This window comes from Synechococcus lacustris Maggiore-St4-Slac, from assembly GCF_024345595.1.
GTDB lineage: Bacteria > Cyanobacteriota > Cyanobacteriia > PCC-6307 > Cyanobiaceae > Synechococcus_D > Synechococcus_D lacustris.
Map to the genome: position 1 here is coordinate 1 of NZ_JAGQBK010000025.1, position 17998 is coordinate 17998.

The following is a 17998-nucleotide window of genomic DNA, read 5'->3' on the forward strand; positions in this document are numbered from 1 at the left end:
GTGCAGAGAAAGCGCCTTTACTCGCTACAAAACCAGCCAACTCAAATCTTGAAATAGGTAAAACATCTGTAAGCTTCAACATAAAACCGAGCACTGGTTTAACCACTACCTCTATTGCGATGAATCTTGCACCAATGATTGATGAAATAAATATAACAAATAAAAAAATGGCGTACTTCTCAACAACATCTCCAACAGATGGAAGCGCCCCTGTTGCTACTACCTTCACATACGATCCAGTTAAAAAAGCTGGCGCTAAATTCTATGATTTAGACGGAGATAAAGATAATATTGCAGATACAGTAAGTTTGAAATTTATTGATGGTGGATATGGCGATAAAGATAATACAAAAAATGGAGTTATTGTTGATCCATCAGCTGCTGGCGCAGTAACTTTATCACCTGTATTTACTAGCACTGGATCAGTTTTATCCGTTGCAGATCCAACAGATAAAATTTCTCCCGCAGCTATAATTTTACGCACTTCAATCAGCAGCCGAGCCAACACCGTAAATCAGCTTGGATATGTTGCCTTTAGTGAGAATGAAACTTCCACAACCATTACATACGACATTCTTAAAGAGAGAGCAAATATTTTATTTGCAAACCTTGAAACCGGCGATGTTCCATCTCTAGCAAATATAAATTTGAACAAAGATATAAGCATTATTAATGGGCAAAAATTAGTGTTCTTTGAGATCGTTGATACAACGCTAGAAAAACTTATGGCAGATGCAATAAGTGTTGCTGGATTTGGTTCAAGCTTCCGCACTCTTAACCTCACAGGCAGTACAAAAACTTCCAGCTCAACCAATGGCGGCAATACTCTTAAAGGTGATTTAGTTGATTCTTCTCTTGCGATCGGTGATCTAATTTCTGCTGAAACTCAAGAATCACCAATTTTTGATTTCACCCCTCTTTCTGGAATTTCACTTGCTGGAACAGTAACAGTTGCAAGAGAAGCAAGTTACAATTCAATTGTTGGTTTCTATAAAATTGAGAACGCCACTGGCGCTGTTCGAGATAGTGTCACAAATTTATTGATTCAACCTGGCGATGCTGGCTATCAGGCTGCTGCTTTGAAAGCAAATAACCTGTTTAGCAACTTTGGCTCACTATCTGCAGCCAATGGCTCTAATTCCACCACAAATCTGGCAATATTTAGTGATGCTGGAATGCTTGCCCCCTACGCAAATGTTACAAGCACTGGTGAAACCTTCTTTGCCTTTGGCAAAGCCAACAGCGATGGTCTTAATCACTTCCGCGCGCTTGGAAGCAATACCTATGGCCTAGAAGACCTTAAAGGTGGGGGCGACCAAGACCATGACGATCTGATTGTAAGCTTTAATTTCAAACAGGCCACTGCTTAATGCTCCCACCTTCAGAACCCGTTGTATTTAAATGGATAAAAGCTGAATGCGGCAGAATTAAATATCAAGAACTGGCTGGGAGGAGTGGGCCGCTTGCGAAAATAAGGCTTTACTGGTTTATCTTAATTGCCGCTATTCGCGATGCTAAGTTGCCTTAATTATCAATAATCTCGTTATTACTTAATACCCTTTGTGCAGCCTTGCCAACAAACCAAACACTAGCAAGGGTTGCAAATAAACCGATAATCCTCACGGCCCAGCCCAGTGGATCTGCCCTGCCGGAGAGCACCTCACCAAAACGGGCCACATCTCCGGCTAATGCGCCGAGGCCACAAAATAAGATCGTGCCCGGTAAAATACCAATCAAACCGATGTTGTAATCCCTCAGGCTCACCTCACTTAAGCCATAGGCAAAATTAAGTAAACTGAATGGAAATGCAGGGGACAACCTAGTTAATAGAACTAATTTTAAGCCCTCTTTGCTAACAGCTTGTTCAAGCGATTGCAATTTAGGCACTGCTGCTAAACGGCGGCGGGCCCAATCCCGCAGCCAATGGCGCCCCAGCAGGAAGGCCGCCTCCGCCCCAAGGCAAGCACCGATAAACACCACCAAACTGCCCCACCATGGCCCATAAAGGGCACCCGCCAACATCGAAGCCCACACCCCAGGCAACAACAGCGTTACCCAAACCGCATAAAGGGGTACAAATAAAACCGCCCCCAAGGGGGATTGCAGCAACGGCAGCACCTGGCTAAGCCAGGGAGATGAATCATCCATGGTTAACCGCAATCGGGGTGTTCATGCCATGGTGCGTAGGGAACTGATTCCATAAACAACCATGCAGAAAGCAGCTAGCAATGCCAACGCCTTTGAACCCTTTGAATATACATTTGAACAGCATGTAAGAGCTGAGAAGCTTGATAGCTATTACAAATTCAGCGAACAACTGCACCTCTTAGCTAGCCAGCAACCCGGTTACATCTACCACGAGAGGCGCTTGTTGGCGGGTGACGGTGAGATTCGCAACTTTCAAACCATTTTGCGCTTTGATAGCCCAGAAAATTGCATCAATTGGCTAGAGCATCCAGAAAGGCGCAGGCTTTTGCGCCAGGAGGAAGAACAAAATTACTTTCAATACAGCGGCCATGGAAACTGGCAGAGCTATTCACGCTGGCTGGCACGCAGCATTACTAAACCCACACCAAAGTGGAAGGTAAGCCTGCTGGTTTTGCTCACTCTTTATCCCACAGTGATGGTGCTAACACCATTGCTGCATCTCAGCCTTAAGGGGGTTGCTTATCCTATTAAAATGTTAATCAGTAATTCCCTATGCGTAGCAGCAACTTCTTGGATATTAGTTCCCATTGTAAGCCGCATTTACAGTAATTGGCTCCAGGGAAACCTCGGCCGCTGGCAACGTTGCTTTGCGCTTTCATCGCTGATAATTCTCTTTATCCTGCTGCTCAATGGCTTCCTGGCCCTGCCGAAAAGCCTCTGGGGTTAATTATAATTTGCAATCGAGAATAGGCCTGAAAACCGAAAAAGCCTGGTGATAGCCATTGAAAATACATTAATCCAAATCCCCTAATCGCTTGCGCGCCAGATCAGCCTGGGCTTCTGCTTCCCTCAGATTTGCGCCACATTCAAGCACCACCTCAGCTGGTGCTTTATCAGCAAAATTTGGATTAGTAAGGCGGCCCTTAAGGCCAGCAATTTCTTTTTCTGCCTTGCTCAAATCCTTTTGCAAACGCCCCCGCAAAGCATCCATATCCACCAACCCTTCAACGGGCAACAGCACCTGTAATTCACCGCTAACTGCAGCTAAACAGCGTTGGTTAGCACTGGCCTCAAGCTGCTCTGGGCTTAACACCTGAACGGATTCAGCCCTGGTTTGGGCGCTGATATCAGCGCTGGCTTGCTGCAGCACCGCCGCTAGGGCTGGCCTGCTGGTGATAAATAGCACAGGGGCCCCTTGGGCTGGTTTCAAGCCAGCTAAAGCGCGCAAATTGCGCACCACCCGAATCGCTTCGATTAATTCAGCGAATGTGAGCTCTAAGTTGGGATCAAGGGCTGCAACGTCTACCTGGGGCCATGGCTCGAGGGCTAATAAGCGCTCTTCCCCATGAGCCGTTAGCCCATGCCATAACTCCTCCGTGAGGTGCGGCATCAAAGGATGCAACATCACAAATAACTCAGTTAATACCTTTGCCAACACCTGGCGGGCAGTGCGCTGCTGGGCTGGATCCTGCAGGCGCCTCTTAAGCAATTCGATCGTCCAATCACACACCTCATTCCAAGCGAATTCATACAAACCCTTGGCCGCTTCACCGAGGGCGTAGCTGCCATAGCGCTGGGCTGTTTCTTGATTTACCCGCGCTAGCCGCGCCAGGATCCAACGATCGGCAAGTTGCAGCTGGGCTGGATCAGGCGCACCAAGGCTTTGCGGCGTTTCACCACCGAGGTTTAGCAGGGCAAAGCGCGTGGCATTCCACAACTTATTGGCGAAATTACGGGCCCCTTCCACCGTGGCGGAACTGTCGGTTTTGCGGTTGTAATCAAGGCGGATATCTTGGCCGGCACCCGCCACTTCACGCACCACAGCAAAACGCAGGGCATCAGCGCCGTAGCGATCAATCAACAGCAATGGATCGATGCCATTACCAGCTGATTTGCTCATCTTGCGGTTTTGTTCATCCCGCACCAGGCCGTGGATATAAACATCAGCAAAGGGAATCCAAGCTTCTTCTGCGCCGCGGGGATTTAAAACAGCGGCCAGCATCGTCATGCGAGCCACCCAGAAAAAGATGATGTCGAAACCGGTTACCAACACGCTGGTGGGATACCACTTAGCTAAATCAGCTGCCGAGCCATCGGGCCAGCCAAGGGTGGAAAAGGGCCACAACCCACTGGAAAACCAGGTATCGAGCACATCTTCATCCTGCTCGATTTGCACATCGGCGCCGTATTGAGCCATGGCCAGCTGCAGGGCCTCCGTTTCATCACGGGCCACCACATAGGGGGTGGCATCGCTTACCCGGCCGGCAGTTTCACTGATCACAAACCAGGCGGGGATGCGATGGCCCCACCAGAGCTGGCGGCTGATGCACCAATCGCGAATATCGGTGAGCCAATCCAGGTAAACCTTGCTCCACCGCTCCGGCACAAACTGGGGTTTGCTTTGCGCTAACGCCTCGCGGCAACGGGCCGCCAATGGTTCGGTTTTAACAAACCATTGGGTTGAAAGCAGCGGCTCCACCGGCACCTTGCCCCGCTCTGAATGGGGCACCGCATGGCGATAGGGCTCCACCTTCACGAGGAAGCCCTCCGCTTCCATGGCAGCTACCACCGCCTTTCTGGCCTCAAAGCGATCTAGCCCCGCAAATTGAGCAGCGGCGGCATTCATCGAGCCATCTTTAGCCATCACAGTGATCAATGTCAGGCCATGGCGTTTACCGATGGCGAAGTCGTTGGGGTCGTGGGCGGGGGTTACCTTCACGCAACCGGTGCCAAAGGCGGGATCCACATGGCTATCGGCAACGATTGGAATTTCCCGGCCCACCAAGGGCAGCGTGAGGGTTTTGCCAACTAGGGCGGCATAACGGGAATCATCGGGATTCACCGCCACACCCGTGTCACCCAAGAGCGTTTCAGGCCGGGTGGTGGCCACCTCGAGGAACCCATTGCCACCGGTGAGTGGATAGCGGAAATGCCATAGGAAGCCATCCACCTCCTTCATCTCCACCTCTAGGTCGCTAACGGCCGAACCGGAGGCCGGGCACCAATTCACTAGATATTCACCCCGATAGATCAAACCCTGCTGATGCAAACGCACAAAGGCTTCAACAACAGCGCGATTGAGCTGGGCATCCAGGGTGAACCGCTGGCGCTGCCAATCAACGGAATAACCAAGCCGCTTTAGCTGGGCAACGATCCTGCCGCCACTCTCCTCTTTCCAAGCCCAGGCTCGGCCGAGGAAGGCCTCGCGCCCCAGCGCTTTCCTACTGCTGCCTTCTTCTTTTAGTTGCTTCTCGAGAATTGATTGCACCGCAATGGATGCGTGGTCGGTGCCGGGCAGGCAAAGCACGTTTTTACCCTGCATGCGCTGAAAACGCACGATCGTGTCGATCAGGGCGGTATTAAAGGCATGGCCCATATGCAGGCTGCCGGTTACGTTTGGCGGTGGGATCACCACAGCAAAGGGCTCGCCCGGGGCCAAGGGATCGGGGTGGAAGGCACCCTGTTGCTCCCAGGCCTGCTGCCAACGGGCTTCTGTGCTGATCGGGTCGTAGATCTTGGCTAAAGCTTCAGCGGGCGACTGGTCCTCAAGCACGGCATAAATATGGCGGTGGGGCCATCGTGGCAAAGCAAGGTTCGCAGCTTCTGAAACCAGCCTTAATCACAGCCTTAAATAATTGATAATCTGCACTTTTTAGCAGTTAAAAATACGCCTTTTTGGCAGTGGATCTCACACCCCACCTAGCGCTGTTGCAGGAGCGCAACCAGGCAATTATTGAATTGATCAAAGGGGAGTCGGTGGTGCTCTGCCTCGGCGATCAGAATTTATTGATCAGCCATAGCTTCAACCCAAGCCATCAAGCACTGCTCAAGGGGCTGTGCAGCGCCGAGGAGGAAGCGGTGCATTTGGTGAAATTGCACAGGCCGAAATTCTTGGTTTGCCACGACAAATTGCTGCCAGGTGATGGCATTGAACTGATCAAACGCTGTAAAGCAAGCCAGCCCAGCCTAAAAACCCTGCTGGTGGTGTGCCAGCCAGGTAATTTCCAGCTGCAGCTTGCCCTTGCCGCTGGCGCCGATGCAATTTGCGCCGCCGATCGCATCGGCCAAGGCACGGTGCTGCAGGCCCTGCAATGCCTTAGGCAGGGAAGTTGCTACATCGATAAGGGCCTGCGGGATAGGGCTGCGTTTGAGCCGAACAAGCTTTCGCCCAGGGAGCTAGAGGTGCTGCAAGAACTGCATCTCGGCTTTGATACCAAAGGAATTGCAACCCGTTTAGGCATCAGCTCAAACACCGCCAAGGGTTATCAAAAGCAGCTATTTCAGAAACTTGGCGTTAGCAGACGCATGCATGCGGTGCTTACAGGCATACAGATGGGCCTATTGCAGGCACACTAGGAAGGCCGAGCCGTGCACCAATGGCCCTAGACCTCAACGATCCAGATCTCGAGTTTGCCGATCTGGTTTATGCATACCAAAGCTGGGTGCTAGCCGTTTTAAACGACGAAAAGCTCAATCCAGAGGGCGACAAGCTCAACAATGAAGACATCGCCGAGGACGCCATGAACGCCCTGCGCTTCCTGCCATCGGAAGTGACCTCTGCGGTGGAAACCACCCTCGCCCGCGCCTATGAAGTGGATGCGGAAGAACTAGCTGATCTGCTGTTTCCTGAGGATTAAAGGAAAGTTTTAACTCTGGGGGGTTATTTCTAACGATCCCACTAAAACTTCAAATTCCTTTTGCTGGCCAAGCCATAGGGCCTCCTTTCTAGCGCTTGGCACTAATTGCAGCAGCTCGGCAGGCCTTAAATCGTGCCCTGCTCTTGAGAGAAACAGGTTCAGAGGCCTAAGGCAACACACCAATGAGCACAGTTCCAGCCATCCGCACTACAGCGCCATATATAGGCATGCTGATGTTATCGGCTTGTCTGGATTTATTTGGACTGCATAATCGCTTCCTGGTGGATCTGGAACTTGCCCACAAGGCTTCTTTTAGTGCGGTATCACCCTACCTGGGTATTCTCTCAGGGATGCTATGGATTACAGGCGCTGGCTTTTGGATTTATTTCATATTAAAAATTCTTCCTGCAATCATCGGCCGCACAAACCTAAACAGAAGGTTATTAAGAACAATTGGTTTGCTCGCAACCGTTCAGTTTCTTGACAATCTTTTGCTTATTTTTATAGATACCATGAATACAAGCATCAAGTCTTATCACTTGCTTATGGAGGGTATATTGCTATATTTTATGATCGGATTTATATTTGTATTTTGGTATTGGTTTTTCGACTACCCTTCCAGAAGCATAGGTTTATCCACAGATGTTCAGGCAAAGGTTAATCGCATATCTTTCCCCGAAGAAATGGGATCTTCAGTAAATAATTGGCAGCCTGGCCTGCTTGATTATTTTTTCTTGGCGATGGTAGCAGGCATCAACCTAGGTATTGCAGAGGGACATTCTCTAATGGGTTCTCGCCTCAAGGTGGCCCATTTATTTCACACCCTGTGCATGAGCGCAATTTTTATCATTATCGTTGCTAGGGCAATCGACACAATGTTTTGATTAATGCCCGGTGCCGCGGAATATGATAACTTTAATCTAACTAACTACAACTAGTTCAACATTTGCGCAATCCAACCTAACTTTAATGAGCACCTCAGCCCGCCATTACAGCTATCACTACCGAGTGGATGAGCCACTGCTGCGCACCATTGCGGCCGAGATCCAGGCAGCCATACCCGGCGCTGAAGTGCGCCTGTTTGGTTCCCGCGCCTGCGGCACTGCCCGCCCCGATTCCGATCTAGATCTGCTGATAACAGTGCCGGATGCCTGGTTGGCCAACCATTCGCGTTTAAACGAAACGGATGCCTTGGGTTGGAAATTGGCCCATCACCGCCTGCCGATCGAGCTACTGCTTTACTCCGCAAGCGAAGTGGAGCATCGTCGTCATGGCGGGATCAATGTGATCGCCGAGGCCTTCCGCTATGGGCGACGGCTGGATCCGGCGGAGCCACTGCATGGCCCCGGCTGAAACCTCAACCGGCTTTCTGCGCATTGCACACCGCGATCTGCGTACCGCAATGGCCATGGCAGATTCATCACTTTTTGAAGAATCAACCTGGGGTTTTCATCTGCAACAAGCAATAGAAAAAGCTTTGAAGGCCTGGCTCCTGGTGCTCTCGCCTGAGCAACCACCTTTCAGTCACAACCTCAGGTTGTTGTTTTTGATGCTTCGCGACCAGGATGCCGCTGTTGAGCCATTCCTAGGACTCAGCCGCTTCACCCTCTTTGCTGTGGTGTGGCGATACGACGAAGACCCGGAGCTAGAACACCTCAATCGCACTGCCTGGAACCAACTCTGCACTGAACTACTTGCCCATGTGGACGAGTTAGCCAGCTACTCACAATAAATTCATTGGGATTAGAAGCTGTAGAAGCAAGTTTCTAACAATGTTTCTACTTATGCCCGGTGCCGGTTTCGAACCAGCGACATCCTGCTTGTAAGGCAGGCGCTCTACCGCTGAGCTAACCGGGCGATCTAACCATTGTGCCAAACCGTGGGACCCGTAACACTGAGGTAAGTGCCCCTTGATATGTGGCTACAGGCCGCCGCCACGATCAATTCACCAGTTATCTCGCCCTGCCCTATGGCTTGATCTGCTTGCTGTGGCTGGGTTTAGCTGGTTTTTTAGTGGGTTCTTTTGCCTTTTGGTTTGGTGGCCGCTGGTTATCGCCAGATCTTGATACAAATTCCAGGCCAAGCCGCCGTTGGGGACCGCTGGCATGGCTATGGACGCCCTACAGAAAACTGGTGCGCCATCGAGGTTGGTTGTCCCACACGCCAATTCTTGGTAGTACCTGCCGGCTGTTTTACCTGGCCAGCATGATCGCTTTGGCCTGCTGGTTGCTGCAGCCCTTAGGTGCCCCAGCCCCACAACATTTAGCGATCAAACTGCAACAGTGCTGGCTACTTCAACGGGGCCTGTGCATTGCTGCCCTCGGGGGGCTAGAAGCAAGTGCCTGGCTGCACCTGATCCAAGATGGTGATCCATTGCCCTGGCGCCGGTAATTCCACCAACTAACCAAACAAATGGCCCTAGATGAATTAATTGCTGTAGTGGCGAAATTGCGGGATCCAGAAAGCGGTTGCCCTTGGGATCTAAAGCAAACCCATGCTTCCCTAGCGCCCTATGCCCTGGAGGAAGCCCATGAACTGGCAGATGCCATCGAACACGGTGATAACAACGCCTTGATGGATGAATTGGGTGATCTATTGCTGCAGGTGGTGCTCCATGCCCAAATCGCTAAGGAGCGGGGTGCCTTTGATTTAGGGCAGGTGATTGAAACCATCAGCGCCAAGATGCAGCGCCGCCATCCCCATGTGTTTAACCCAGAGGGGCCGGCCCGCAGCTGGGAGGAAATCAAGGCAGAGGAACGGGCAGCCCGCGGTGAAACCAATGGCGGTTTAAGCGCCCAACTACAACGCAAAGTGCGCGGCCAGCCAGCGATGGCCGCTGCGATGTTGATTTCTAAAAAAGCTGCCGCGGCCGGATTTGAATGGCCCGATCTCGATGGCGTGTGGGCAAAGGTAGAAGAGGAACTAGATGAGCTAAAAGAAGCTGTTGCCAGTGGCAATCGCGCCCACGCCCAGGAGGAATTGGGTGATGTGTTTTTCACATTGATCAATCTGGCCCGCTGGTGTGAATTAGATCCAACTGCCGGCTTAAGTGGCACTAACCATCGCTTCCTTGATCGTTTCTCCCGGGTGGAAGCAGCCCTTGCTGGTGAAATTGAAGGCTGCTCAATCACTGAACTAGAAAAACTATGGCAACAGGCAAAAGCTCAAATCAAAGCAGAGCGTTGATCTTTAATCAAACTGCGTTGCTTTTTTGCCCGCAGGCGCCTTTCCACTGCAGCACGGCTGGGGCGAGTGGCACGCCTTGGTGGTGGAGGTGGTGCAATTGCTGCCCGCAATAATTCAACCAATCGCCCTATGGCTGCCTCACGGTTACGCAATTGGGAGCGGTATTCAGAAGCAGTTATAACCACAACCCCATCTAGCAAATCAACGGCCAAGCGCTGCATTGCCCTTGCTTTTAAATGCCTTGGCATTGCTTCACTACGGGCAAGATCAAAGCTCAATTGCACTCTGGAATCAATTTTATTTACATTCTGGCCACCGGGCCCCGAAGACCTGGAAAAGCGCCAGCTGAGTTCAGCCGCTGGAATCACCAGATCCGGGCTGAGCCGTAAGCGATCGAGTTCCATGCCCGCATCTTGTTGAGCATCAATTAATGTTAGGGCTTGATGATGTAATTCCGCGTGCTTGCCGTCCTGTTGCCCCTGCTGCTTGGCCAAATAATACCAAGCGTTAAACAAACCCAATTTCTTAAGCCAGCCCAAAACCTGCGGGATTCAAGATATTGTGAAATTGTTCCAATCTTTCGCCGCGGCCTAAATTTTCAAATTCCAGTTTTTAATACCGCTGGCCTTAATGATTGCCCCGCCGATCTATGGGCACGTCAAAATGCAACAGAAATCGCCAAAAAATACAATGCATTCATGGTGAAATTAATGGTCCACGCTATTGGACAATGGATTTCATCAAGGCAGAAAAAACAACTGAATCCGGCAGGGTAGTGGAATTTAATGGCCTGCAAATGCGAGAGCGGGCAACAATTAGCTTGAACCTAGTTGATATTATTAACCTCCAAAAGCCATACCAGGCCCACAGCGTTATGCGCAATACTGTTTTTGGTTATTTAAAAGGTAAAAAAGTATATGAATTAAGCTCGCCAACGGGAGAGGTGTTTCGGATGCAAAGCTATGCTCAGATCGTAGATCCCTCCCTTAATATCAACAACCTAGACTCCCTAGGCGATCGCTTAAAGCTTCCCCAAGGCTGGAAATACCAAGTTAAAATCCTAAACAAAGATTCAAAACTCAAAGCAGATGGCATTGCCTATGTGTTGCAGGATGATTTTCAAAACTCATACCAAAAGCAAACTAACTTGCCCTGATTCAATATCAAAATAAGCTGGTTGGATTTTCAGCTTGCCACTTGTTTGCGCCTTGCGCAGCAATTCGCTGCGTTTCGGTAGCTGGGCTGCCGAATAACAAGCGTTGCCTTTTATCGCTTCAGTGAGGTTATTACCGGGCACAAATGAAGCCCGTATCGGTGTAACTAAATCCTCTAATAATGGCGTTAGCATTGCATCTGCCATGGCGGCAGTTACGGCACCACAACCGCTATGGCCCAGCACCATAATCAATGGCACATCCAGATTTGCCACCGCATATTCCAAGGAAGCAACACCTTCATTAAAGGCGGTATTACCGGCGCTGCGCACACCGAATAATTCACCATCACCTGTATTAAATAACCATTCCAACGGCACCCTTGAATCGGCGCAGGTGAGCACCGCCGCCCATGGCCTTTGGCCTTTGGCTAATGCCTGGGGTTTTATTTCGCAACCGCCATCGCCATAGGCCAGCTGCAGGGCCTGCATCCTTAAATCTGGGCTCTCTGCTTCCCCCGCTGCCGCCCAAGCCTTCATAAATCGCTGGTTGCCGGCAATTAATTGCTGCAGCGGTTTCAAGCTTGGTTTGCACACCTCAAGCTGAGCGCGTAGGTCACCATCAACAACCGCAGCCTGGGCTAACCCAGGCCAGCACTGGCCAAACCCCAAGGCCGCCCCTAAAAAGGCCGCCTTTTCCAATAGTTCCCTGCGGCTTGGTGCCATAGCTCACCTGACAAGTGCCCTGGCCAAAGGTTTAGCTGTATTAGTAACCAATGCAATCCCCCCATGCCCGAACCCGGCTGGATTGATGAAATATTTGACGGTGTGCGCTACGGCCTCGAAGGCACGGTGGTGGCAGAGGAGCAATCCGCCTTTCAACGGGTGTCGATCATTGAAAGCAAACGCTATGGCAAGGGCCTCTTGCTTGATGGCTGCTGGATGACAGCGGAAGGTCAAGAGCGCCACTACCACGAATCCCTTGTGCATCCAGCCCTATGCGGCGCCGAAGCGATTGATCGGGTGCTGGTGATCGGTGGCGGTGATGGCGGTACCGCTAGGGAATGCCTGCGCCATGGAAGCGTTCAGGAGCTGCACATGGTGGAAATCGATGGCTTGGTGGTGGATTGGAGTAGGCAGCACCTGCCCAGCCTTGGCGGCGGTTGTTGGACAGATCCCCGCTTCCAGCTCACCATTGGTGATGGCATCGCCTGGGCCGCTGCTGCAGCTGATGCCAGCTACAACGTGGTGATCGTTGATGGTTCCGATCCAGCGGGCCCAGCCGAAGGCCTTTTCAACCGCGCCTTTTTTGAAAATTGCCGCCGCATCCTCAAACCAGGCGGTGTGTTTGCCACCCAAAGCGAATCACCGGAAGCCTTCCGCCAGGTGCACATCGACACAGTGAAACTGCTGCGGGAGGTATTTGGTTACGCCGATCCCATGTATGGCTGGGTGCCGATGTATCCAAGTGGCTGGTGGAGTTGGACCTTTGCCGCCACCGATGGGGCCCGCTACCGCCAAGTTCAAGCCGATCGCGCTGCTGCCATTGCCGCCGGCTGTGAAATCTGGAGCCCCCGCTGGCAGCGGGGCGCCTTTGATGCCATCCCAGCCTTCATGGAAAGGGCCTTAAACCAATGAGCGCGAGCTTCAGCCACGAATTATTTGAAACCGATGGCGCCATCTACATGGGCAGCCAGCGGGATCCAGCCGGTTGCCGCGTGGGCCTGTTTGGCGTGCCCTACGACGGCACCACCTCCTTTCGCCCTGGCACCCGCTTCGGGCCTGCGGCGATCCGCGAAGTGAGCAGCGGCCTGGAAAGCTATTGCCCCCAGCTCGATCTGGATCTAGAGGATCTCGCCTTTGCCGATCTCGGCGCGCTGGATATCCCCTTCGGCGCACCGGAGCCGGTGGTGATGGCGGTGCAACGGGCCACGGAGGCGGTGCTTGCCCTGGGGCTTAAACCACTAATGCTGGGCGGCGAACATTCGATCAGTTCTGGCGCCGTGGCGGCGGTGGCGGCGCAGCATCCCGATCTGGTGCTGGTGCAGCTTGATGCCCATGCCGACCTGCGCCACGAATGGCTTGGCGCCAAGCACAGCCACGCCTGCGCCATGCGCCGCTGCCTGGAGGTGCTGCCCAGCCAGCAATTGCTCCAGATCGCCATCCGCAGTGGCACCCGCGAGGAGTTCAGCGAGCTGCGTGCAACGGGCCGACTGGTGGCAATCGAGCAGCTGGTGCAAACCCTGCAGCCCCTCAGGGGCAAGCCGATCTACCTCACCGTGGATTTGGATTGGTTTGATCCAGCGGTGCTGCCCGGCACCGGTACCCCTGAACCGGGGGGATTTATGTGGAACCATTTTGCCGAGCTCATAACTGAGCTAAGCCAGCACAACCTGGTTGCCGCCGACGTGGTGGAACTGGCACCGATGCTTGATCCCAGTGGCGTTAGCAGCGTGCTAGCGGCAAAAGTTGTACGCAGCTTGTTGTTAAGCCTCGGAAATTACTAATTAATTAACTTACTAATTAATTTCAACTAATGGCAGCTGGTGGCTGTCGTTTGGGATAACACCCACCCGGTGGGTTGGGTGCAAAAGCGGTAGTTCCGGCGCTTTTGCAGTCCAGTGGTGGCAGCTGAGGTCGGCGGTGAGTTCAGGGTGCAACGGCACCTGGCGCAGGGCACACCAAGACAACCCAGCAGCTGGTTGGCAATGTTTACAACTGCGGCAGCTGCTGCGGCCAGCCATGGCATCTATTTAGGCGGTTCAACCTAGGGAGGATGCATCCAATAGCAAAGTTTGGGCACTTAATTGCAGGTTTCCTGCGGAAATGCGAATCAAAGCGCAGCAATTGCAGGGGCCAGGGCAGCAGAATCCATGCAACTAAATCCAGCCGATGCATCGCACCCCCCTCCATGAGTTGTGTTGCGCTGCTGGCGGCCGAATGGTGCCCTTTGCCGGCTGGGAGATGGCCGTGCAATTTGGCGGGGTAATCGCTGAACACAAGGCCGTACGCCAAAGCTGCGGCATGTTTGATATCTCCCACATGGGGTTTTTAAAACTCGAAGGGCCCGGCGCTAAAGACAAATTGCAAGGGCTCGTGCCCTCTGATCTGCAGCGGATTGGCCCTGGGGAAGCCGCCTACACCGTTCTCCTAAATGAAGCGGGCGGCATCATCGACGACCTGATCATCTACGACAACGGTGTGGTGGCTGGTGTTGATCAGCTCTATGCCGTAATTAATGCCGCCTGCGCCGATGCTGATACGGCCTGGCTTGAGCAGCATCTGCTGGCTGCTGGCATCGAAATCAGCAACCACAAAGCTGGTGGCATTTTGCTGGCCCTGCAGGGCCCTGAGGCCGCCCAAAGGCTGGAGCAGCTCTCGGGTGAAGATCTCTCAGGGCTGCCCAGATTTGGCCATCGCCAATTGCAGATCAATGGTTCAGCAGTATTTGCAGGCCGCACTGGCTACACCGGGGAGGACGGCTTTGAGCTGCTGCTGAGCGCCCCAGCGGGCCAAGCCCTCTGGCAACAATTGCTGGAGGCTGGCGTTACCCCCTGCGGCCTTGGTGCCCGCGACAGCCTGCGCCTAGAGGCAGCCATGCATCTCTATGGCAGTGACATGAACAGCACCACAAGCCCCCTTGAAGCCAGCCTTGGCTGGTTGGTGCATTTGGAGATGCCGATTGATTTCATCGGTAGGGAAGTTTTGGAGCAACAAACCAATCAAGGCGTTGCGCAACGCTTGGTGGGGCTGCAACTACAGGGCAGGGCCATCGCCCGCCACGGCTATCCAGTGCTGCACAACTCCGAGGTGGTGGGGGAAATCACAAGCGGCAGCTGGGCACCAAGCCTGGAGCTACCGATTGCCCTGGCCTATGTGCCAACGGCCTTAGCCAAGCTGGGCACTGAATTAAGCGTTGATATCCGCGGCCGCCAGGAACCGGCCCAAGTGGTGAAACGCCCCTTCTATCGCCGCAGCTGAACCGCCTGCATGGGATCATCCGATTCGCTGAACAACCGCCATGCGCAGCCACTCCTGCGGCGACCTGCGCACCAACGCCATCAACACCAAGGTGCTGCTCTGCGGCTGGGTTGATCGCCGCCGCGACCATGGCGGGGTGATCTTTATCGACCTGCGCGACCGCAGCGGCACCGTGCAGATCACCGTGGATCCCGATCTGGGTCCAGAAGCATTTGCGGTGGCAGAGCATCTGCGCTCTGAAACCGTTTTGCAGGTGGAGGGCTGCGTGCGGGCTCGGCCAGCTGCTTCCTTGAATGAACGGCTGGCTACCGGGGCAGTGGAAGTGCTTGCCCAACAGCTCACGGTGCTCAACGCCCCCAGCCGGCCCCTGCCATTTCCAGTGTCGGTGCACGATGAAGAAAATACCCGCGAGGAACTACGGCTGCGTTATCGCTACCTGGATCTGCGCCGCGAAAGGATGCGGCGCAACCTCACCCTGCGCCATAAAACAATCCAAACCGCCCGTCAATTCCTGGAAGCTGAGGGTTTTATCGAGGTGGAAACACCGGTGCTAACCCGTTCCACCCCTGAGGGTGCCCGCGATTATTTAGTGCCATCACGGGTATGTGGTGGGGAATGGTTTGCTTTACCCCAATCACCGCAACTGTTTAAACAACTGCTGATGGTGGGTGGCCTCGAGCGCTACTACCAAGTGGCCCGCTGTTTTCGGGATGAAGATCTCAGGGCCGACCGTCAACCGGAATTCACCCAGTTGGATCTGGAGATGAGCTTCCTGGGTCAAGAGCAAATTCTTGATTTGAATGAACGCTTGATCGCTGCGATCTGGCAGGTGGTGAAGGGGGTGACCTTGCCATTGCCACTGCCGAGGCTCACCTGGCATGAAGCGATGGAGCGCTACGGCTGCGACCGCCCCGACACCCGCTACGGCATGGAGCTGGTGAATGTGAGTGATCTGGTGGCAACCATGGGCTTCAAGGTATTTAGCGGTGCTGTGGCTGCAGGGGGCAGCGTGAAATGCATTGCCGTTGCTGGTGGCAATGAGGCGGTGAGCAATGTGCGGATCAAACCCGGTGGTGATGTGTTTTCAGAGGCGCAAAAAGCAGGGGCCGGGGGCCTTGCCTTTATTCGCGTTAGGGAAGGGGGTGAAATCGACACGATCGGTGCGATCAAAGACAACCTCACAGAAACTGCCAAAGCGGAGCTGCTCAAGCGCACTGGCGCCACCCCAGGCACCCTCCTGCTGTTTGGTGCCGGCGACACGGCAACGGTGAATAAAGCCCTGGATCGGGTGCGCCAATACCTGGCAAAGGAGTTGGGGCTCATACCCGAGGGGGCCTGGAATTTCCTTTGGGTGGTTGATTTCCCGATGTTTGAGCGCAACAGCGAAGAAAATCGGCTTGAGGCGCTCCATCACCCCTTCTGTGCGCCAAACCCTGAGGACGCCCACGATCTGGCCACCGCCAGGGCCCAGGCCTACGACCTAGTGCTCAATGGCCTCGAATTGGGTGGCGGCTCACTGCGCATCCATAAAGCTGAATTGCAAAGGCAGGTGCTCCACACCATTGGCCTGGAGCCTGAGGAAGCGGAAAAGCAATTTGGCTTTTTGCTCGAAGCATTGGAGCTGGGTGCACCACCCCATGGCGGCATCGCCTTTGGGGTAGACCGCATGGTGATGCTGTTGGCGGGTGAAGAATCAATCCGCGACACGATTGCATTTCCAAAAACCCAACAGGCCCGTTGCCTGCTCACCGGCGCCCCAGGTGCCGCCAGCACGGCCCAATTAGCGGAATTGAACGTGGCCAGCACCTGGGTAGAACCGGAAGATAACTAACGCAAAGTTTTTCGCTGCCGCCGAATTTGTTCAGGCTGAAAGTGGCGATGGTTGCAGGGTTGCTAGAGCGAGAGCGTCAACACAGCAGATCGCGCCGTTCCACGGCTGATTTGGTGCGCCTCTACCTGCAAGACATTGGCCGGGTGGATCTACTTAGCCAGGAGGAGGAACTCACCCTGGCCCGGCTGGTGCAAAGGCGTGAACTACTGCTGCGCCAACGCCAGCAGCTGGCCGGTGGCAACCCCCGCCTAGCCCGGCTTGATCATTTGGATGAACAACGCCAAAGGGAGGCGTCACGCCTGGGCCATCAACCCTCCCAAGGACAATGGGCCCAGGCCTGCCAGCTAAATCTGGCCGCCCTGCGCCAGGCCCTACAGGAAGGCAATCAAGCCTGGGCGGAACAGCTAGGCATCAGCAGCAGCGAATTGCAACAGCAACTCCACCGCGGCCGCAGGGCAAAGGAACGGATGATCCAAGCCAATTTGCGCTTGGTGGTAGCCGTTGCCAAAAAATATCAAAACCGCGGCATGGAACTGCTGGATTTAGTGCAGGAGGGAACTCTGGGTTTGGAGCGGGGGGTGGAGAAATTTGATCCCAGCCGGGGTTTTCGCTTTAGCACCTATGTGTATTGGTGGATTCGCCAGGGAATTACCAGGGCGATTGCCACCCAAAGCCGCACGATTCGCTTGCCGGTGCACATCACCGAAAAATTAAATCGGATCAAAAAAGCCCAACAACTGATCGCCGCGCGCCATGGCCGCAGCGCCAGCCTTAAGGATCTCAGCCTTGAGCTAAATCTGCCTGAGGCTGTGATCCGCGAAACGCTACAGAAGCTGCCCCATGCCGTTTCCCTCGATAGCCGCGTTGGCGGCAGCCAAGAAACGCAATTGGGGGAGCTGCTGGAGGATCCAATGCCCACGCCAGAGCAGCTGCTAAGCCGTGAAAAATTGCACGACGATCTGGAGGCACTGCTAGATCAATTGAGCGGCAAGGAAGCGCGGGTGATCCGTTTGCGGTTTGGCTTGGATAACGATTCACCCCAAACCCTGGCTGAAATCGGCA

20 protein-coding genes and 1 tRNA gene are annotated in these 17998 nt (G+C 53.6%); 15 read left to right on the forward strand and 6 right to left on the reverse strand.

What is annotated here, in order from left to right; all coding sequences use genetic code 11:
• Positions 1 to 1370: choice-of-anchor U domain-containing protein (locus tag KBY68_RS11440; protein ID WP_255097306.1), on the forward strand; the 1370-nt coding region annotated here is incomplete at its 5' end.
• Positions 1371 to 1524: 154 nt separating this feature from the next.
• Here the strand turns inward: KBY68_RS11440 and KBY68_RS11445 are convergent.
• On the reverse strand, positions 1525 to 2148 hold the full coding sequence (locus tag KBY68_RS11445) for a TVP38/TMEM64 family protein (RefSeq protein ID WP_255097307.1): 624 nt from the start codon (positions 2146 to 2148) through the stop codon (positions 1525 to 1527).
• A 61-nt stretch (positions 2149 to 2209) separates the two neighbouring features.
• Here KBY68_RS11445 and KBY68_RS11450 point away from each other — a divergent pair, with 61 nt between their 5' ends.
• On the forward strand, positions 2210 to 2875 hold the full coding sequence (locus KBY68_RS11450; RefSeq protein WP_255097308.1) for a putative antibiotic biosynthesis monooxygenase: 666 nt from the start codon (positions 2210 to 2212) through the stop codon (positions 2873 to 2875).
• A 66-nt stretch (positions 2876 to 2941) separates the two neighbouring features.
• Here KBY68_RS11450 and KBY68_RS11455 read toward each other — a convergent pair whose 3' ends face one another.
• The gene (locus KBY68_RS11455; protein WP_255097320.1) at positions 2942 to 5701 is read right to left on the reverse strand and encodes a valine--tRNA ligase; all 2760 of its coding nucleotides are present in this window, start codon (positions 5699 to 5701) and stop codon (positions 2942 to 2944) included.
• A 128-nt stretch (positions 5702 to 5829) separates the two neighbouring features.
• Between KBY68_RS11455 and KBY68_RS11460 the strand changes: the two genes are divergently transcribed.
• The 5 genes from KBY68_RS11460 to KBY68_RS11480 all read left to right on the forward strand — a co-directional run bounded on the left by KBY68_RS11460 (position 5830) and on the right by KBY68_RS11480 (position 8517).
• Positions 5830 to 6504, forward strand: coding sequence for a helix-turn-helix transcriptional regulator (locus KBY68_RS11460; protein ID WP_255097321.1), 675 nt, complete (start codon positions 5830 to 5832; stop codon positions 6502 to 6504).
• A gap of 20 nt (positions 6505 to 6524) precedes the next feature.
• A complete protein-coding gene (locus KBY68_RS11465; RefSeq protein ID WP_106499663.1) occupies positions 6525 to 6785 on the forward strand; it encodes a hypothetical protein in 261 nt (86 codons plus the stop codon).
• Between the two features lie 182 nt (positions 6786 to 6967).
• The gene (locus tag KBY68_RS11470; RefSeq protein ID WP_255097310.1) at positions 6968 to 7669 is read left to right on the forward strand and encodes a hypothetical protein; all 702 of its coding nucleotides are present in this window, start codon (positions 6968 to 6970) and stop codon (positions 7667 to 7669) included.
• Between the two features lie 85 nt (positions 7670 to 7754).
• Complete coding sequence (locus tag KBY68_RS11475) at positions 7755 to 8138, forward strand: nucleotidyltransferase domain-containing protein (RefSeq protein WP_106499665.1); 384 nt, start codon at positions 7755 to 7757, stop codon at positions 8136 to 8138.
• Positions 8125 to 8517: a HEPN domain-containing protein gene (locus tag KBY68_RS11480; RefSeq protein WP_241537080.1), complete on the forward strand. Its 393-nt coding sequence runs from the start codon at positions 8125 to 8127 to the stop codon at positions 8515 to 8517. Before KBY68_RS11475 ends, KBY68_RS11480 begins: the two co-directional genes overlap by 14 nt.
• A 53-nt stretch (positions 8518 to 8570) precedes the next feature.
• On the opposite strand, the gene KBY68_RS11485 is transcribed toward KBY68_RS11480, so the two are convergent.
• Positions 8571 to 8642, reverse strand: a tRNA-Val gene (locus KBY68_RS11485).
• A gap of 60 nt (positions 8643 to 8702) precedes the next feature.
• On the opposite strand from KBY68_RS11485, the gene KBY68_RS11490 reads away from it, so the two are divergent.
• Positions 8703 to 9176 (forward strand): metal-binding protein, encoded by a 474-nt coding sequence (locus KBY68_RS11490; protein WP_255097311.1) that lies wholly within the window; start codon positions 8703 to 8705, stop codon positions 9174 to 9176.
• A gap of 21 nt (positions 9177 to 9197) precedes the next feature.
• Complete coding sequence (gene mazG, locus KBY68_RS11495) at positions 9198 to 9971, forward strand: nucleoside triphosphate pyrophosphohydrolase (RefSeq protein WP_255097312.1); 774 nt, start codon at positions 9198 to 9200, stop codon at positions 9969 to 9971.
• Here mazG and arfB read toward each other — a convergent pair.
• Positions 9950 to 10492 (reverse strand): alternative ribosome rescue aminoacyl-tRNA hydrolase ArfB, encoded by a 543-nt coding sequence (gene arfB / locus KBY68_RS11500; protein ID WP_315855670.1) that lies wholly within the window; start codon positions 10490 to 10492, stop codon positions 9950 to 9952. The two genes, mazG and arfB, sit on opposite strands and share 22 nt — an antisense overlap.
• A gap of 209 nt (positions 10493 to 10701) precedes the next feature.
• Here arfB and KBY68_RS11505 point away from each other — a divergent pair, with 209 nt between their 5' ends.
• Positions 10702 to 11127 (forward strand): hypothetical protein, encoded by a 426-nt coding sequence (locus tag KBY68_RS11505; RefSeq protein ID WP_255097313.1) that lies wholly within the window; start codon positions 10702 to 10704, stop codon positions 11125 to 11127.
• Here the strand turns inward: KBY68_RS11505 and KBY68_RS11510 are convergent.
• The gene (locus KBY68_RS11510; RefSeq protein WP_255097314.1) at positions 11098 to 11850 is read right to left on the reverse strand and encodes a carbonic anhydrase; all 753 of its coding nucleotides are present in this window, start codon (positions 11848 to 11850) and stop codon (positions 11098 to 11100) included. The two genes, KBY68_RS11505 and KBY68_RS11510, sit on opposite strands and share 30 nt — an antisense overlap.
• Positions 11851 to 11913: 63 nt before the next feature.
• Between KBY68_RS11510 and speE the strand changes: the two genes are divergently transcribed.
• Entirely contained in the window at positions 11914 to 12762 is an 849-nt protein-coding gene (speE, locus tag KBY68_RS11515; RefSeq protein WP_255097316.1) for a polyamine aminopropyltransferase, read from the forward strand.
• Entirely contained in the window at positions 12759 to 13631 is an 873-nt protein-coding gene (gene speB / locus KBY68_RS11520; RefSeq protein ID WP_106499673.1) for an agmatinase, read from the forward strand. The genes speE and speB overlap by 4 nt, the downstream gene beginning before the upstream one ends.
• A gap of 12 nt (positions 13632 to 13643) precedes the next feature.
• Here the strand turns inward: speB and KBY68_RS11525 are convergent, their stop codons facing one another.
• Complete coding sequence (locus KBY68_RS11525) at positions 13644 to 13868, reverse strand: hypothetical protein (RefSeq protein WP_255097318.1); 225 nt, start codon at positions 13866 to 13868, stop codon at positions 13644 to 13646.
• 148 nt (positions 13869 to 14016) lie between these two features.
• Between KBY68_RS11525 and gcvT the strand changes: the two genes are divergently transcribed.
• The 3 genes from gcvT to KBY68_RS11540 form a co-directional block, all read left to right on the forward strand.
• Positions 14017 to 15105 carry a glycine cleavage system aminomethyltransferase GcvT gene (gcvT, locus tag KBY68_RS11530; protein ID WP_255097319.1) on the forward strand — a complete coding sequence of 363 codons (1089 nt, stop codon included), beginning with the start codon at positions 14017 to 14019 and terminating at the stop codon, positions 15103 to 15105.
• Between the two features lie 40 nt (positions 15106 to 15145).
• Positions 15146 to 16936 carry an aspartate--tRNA ligase gene (gene aspS / locus KBY68_RS11535; protein WP_106499676.1) on the forward strand — a complete coding sequence of 597 codons (1791 nt, stop codon included), beginning with the start codon at positions 15146 to 15148 and terminating at the stop codon, positions 16934 to 16936.
• Positions 16937 to 16983: 47 nt separating this feature from the next.
• On the forward strand, positions 16984 to 17998 hold a 1015-nt coding region (locus tag KBY68_RS11540; protein ID WP_255097322.1), incomplete at its 3' end, for a sigma-70 family RNA polymerase sigma factor.

Coding starts and splice junctions, on each gene's coding strand:
- KBY68_RS11445 (WP_255097307.1), bottom strand. CDS start 2,148: ATGGATGATTCATCTCCCTGGCTTAGCCAGGTGCTGCCGTTGCTGCAA.
- KBY68_RS11450 (WP_255097308.1), top strand. CDS start 2,210: ATGCAGAAAGCAGCTAGCAATGCCAACGCCTTTGAACCCTTTGAATAT.
- KBY68_RS11465 (WP_106499663.1), top strand. CDS start 6,525: ATGGCCCTAGACCTCAACGATCCAGATCTCGAGTTTGCCGATCTGGTT.
- KBY68_RS11470 (WP_255097310.1), top strand. CDS start 6,968: ATGAGCACAGTTCCAGCCATCCGCACTACAGCGCCATATATAGGCATG.
- KBY68_RS11475 (WP_106499665.1), top strand. CDS start 7,755: ATGAGCACCTCAGCCCGCCATTACAGCTATCACTACCGAGTGGATGAG.
- KBY68_RS11480 (WP_241537080.1), top strand. CDS start 8,125: ATGGCCCCGGCTGAAACCTCAACCGGCTTTCTGCGCATTGCACACCGC.
- mazG (WP_255097312.1), top strand. CDS start 9,198: ATGGCCCTAGATGAATTAATTGCTGTAGTGGCGAAATTGCGGGATCCA.
- KBY68_RS11505 (WP_255097313.1), top strand. CDS start 10,702: ATGGATTTCATCAAGGCAGAAAAAACAACTGAATCCGGCAGGGTAGTG.
- KBY68_RS11510 (WP_255097314.1), bottom strand. CDS start 11,850: ATGGCACCAAGCCGCAGGGAACTATTGGAAAAGGCGGCCTTTTTAGGG.
- speE (WP_255097316.1), top strand. CDS start 11,914: ATGCCCGAACCCGGCTGGATTGATGAAATATTTGACGGTGTGCGCTAC.
- speB (WP_106499673.1), top strand. CDS start 12,759: ATGAGCGCGAGCTTCAGCCACGAATTATTTGAAACCGATGGCGCCATC.
- KBY68_RS11525 (WP_255097318.1), bottom strand. CDS start 13,868: ATGGCTGGCCGCAGCAGCTGCCGCAGTTGTAAACATTGCCAACCAGCT.
- gcvT (WP_255097319.1), top strand. CDS start 14,017: ATGCATCGCACCCCCCTCCATGAGTTGTGTTGCGCTGCTGGCGGCCGA.
- aspS (WP_106499676.1), top strand. CDS start 15,146: ATGCGCAGCCACTCCTGCGGCGACCTGCGCACCAACGCCATCAACACC.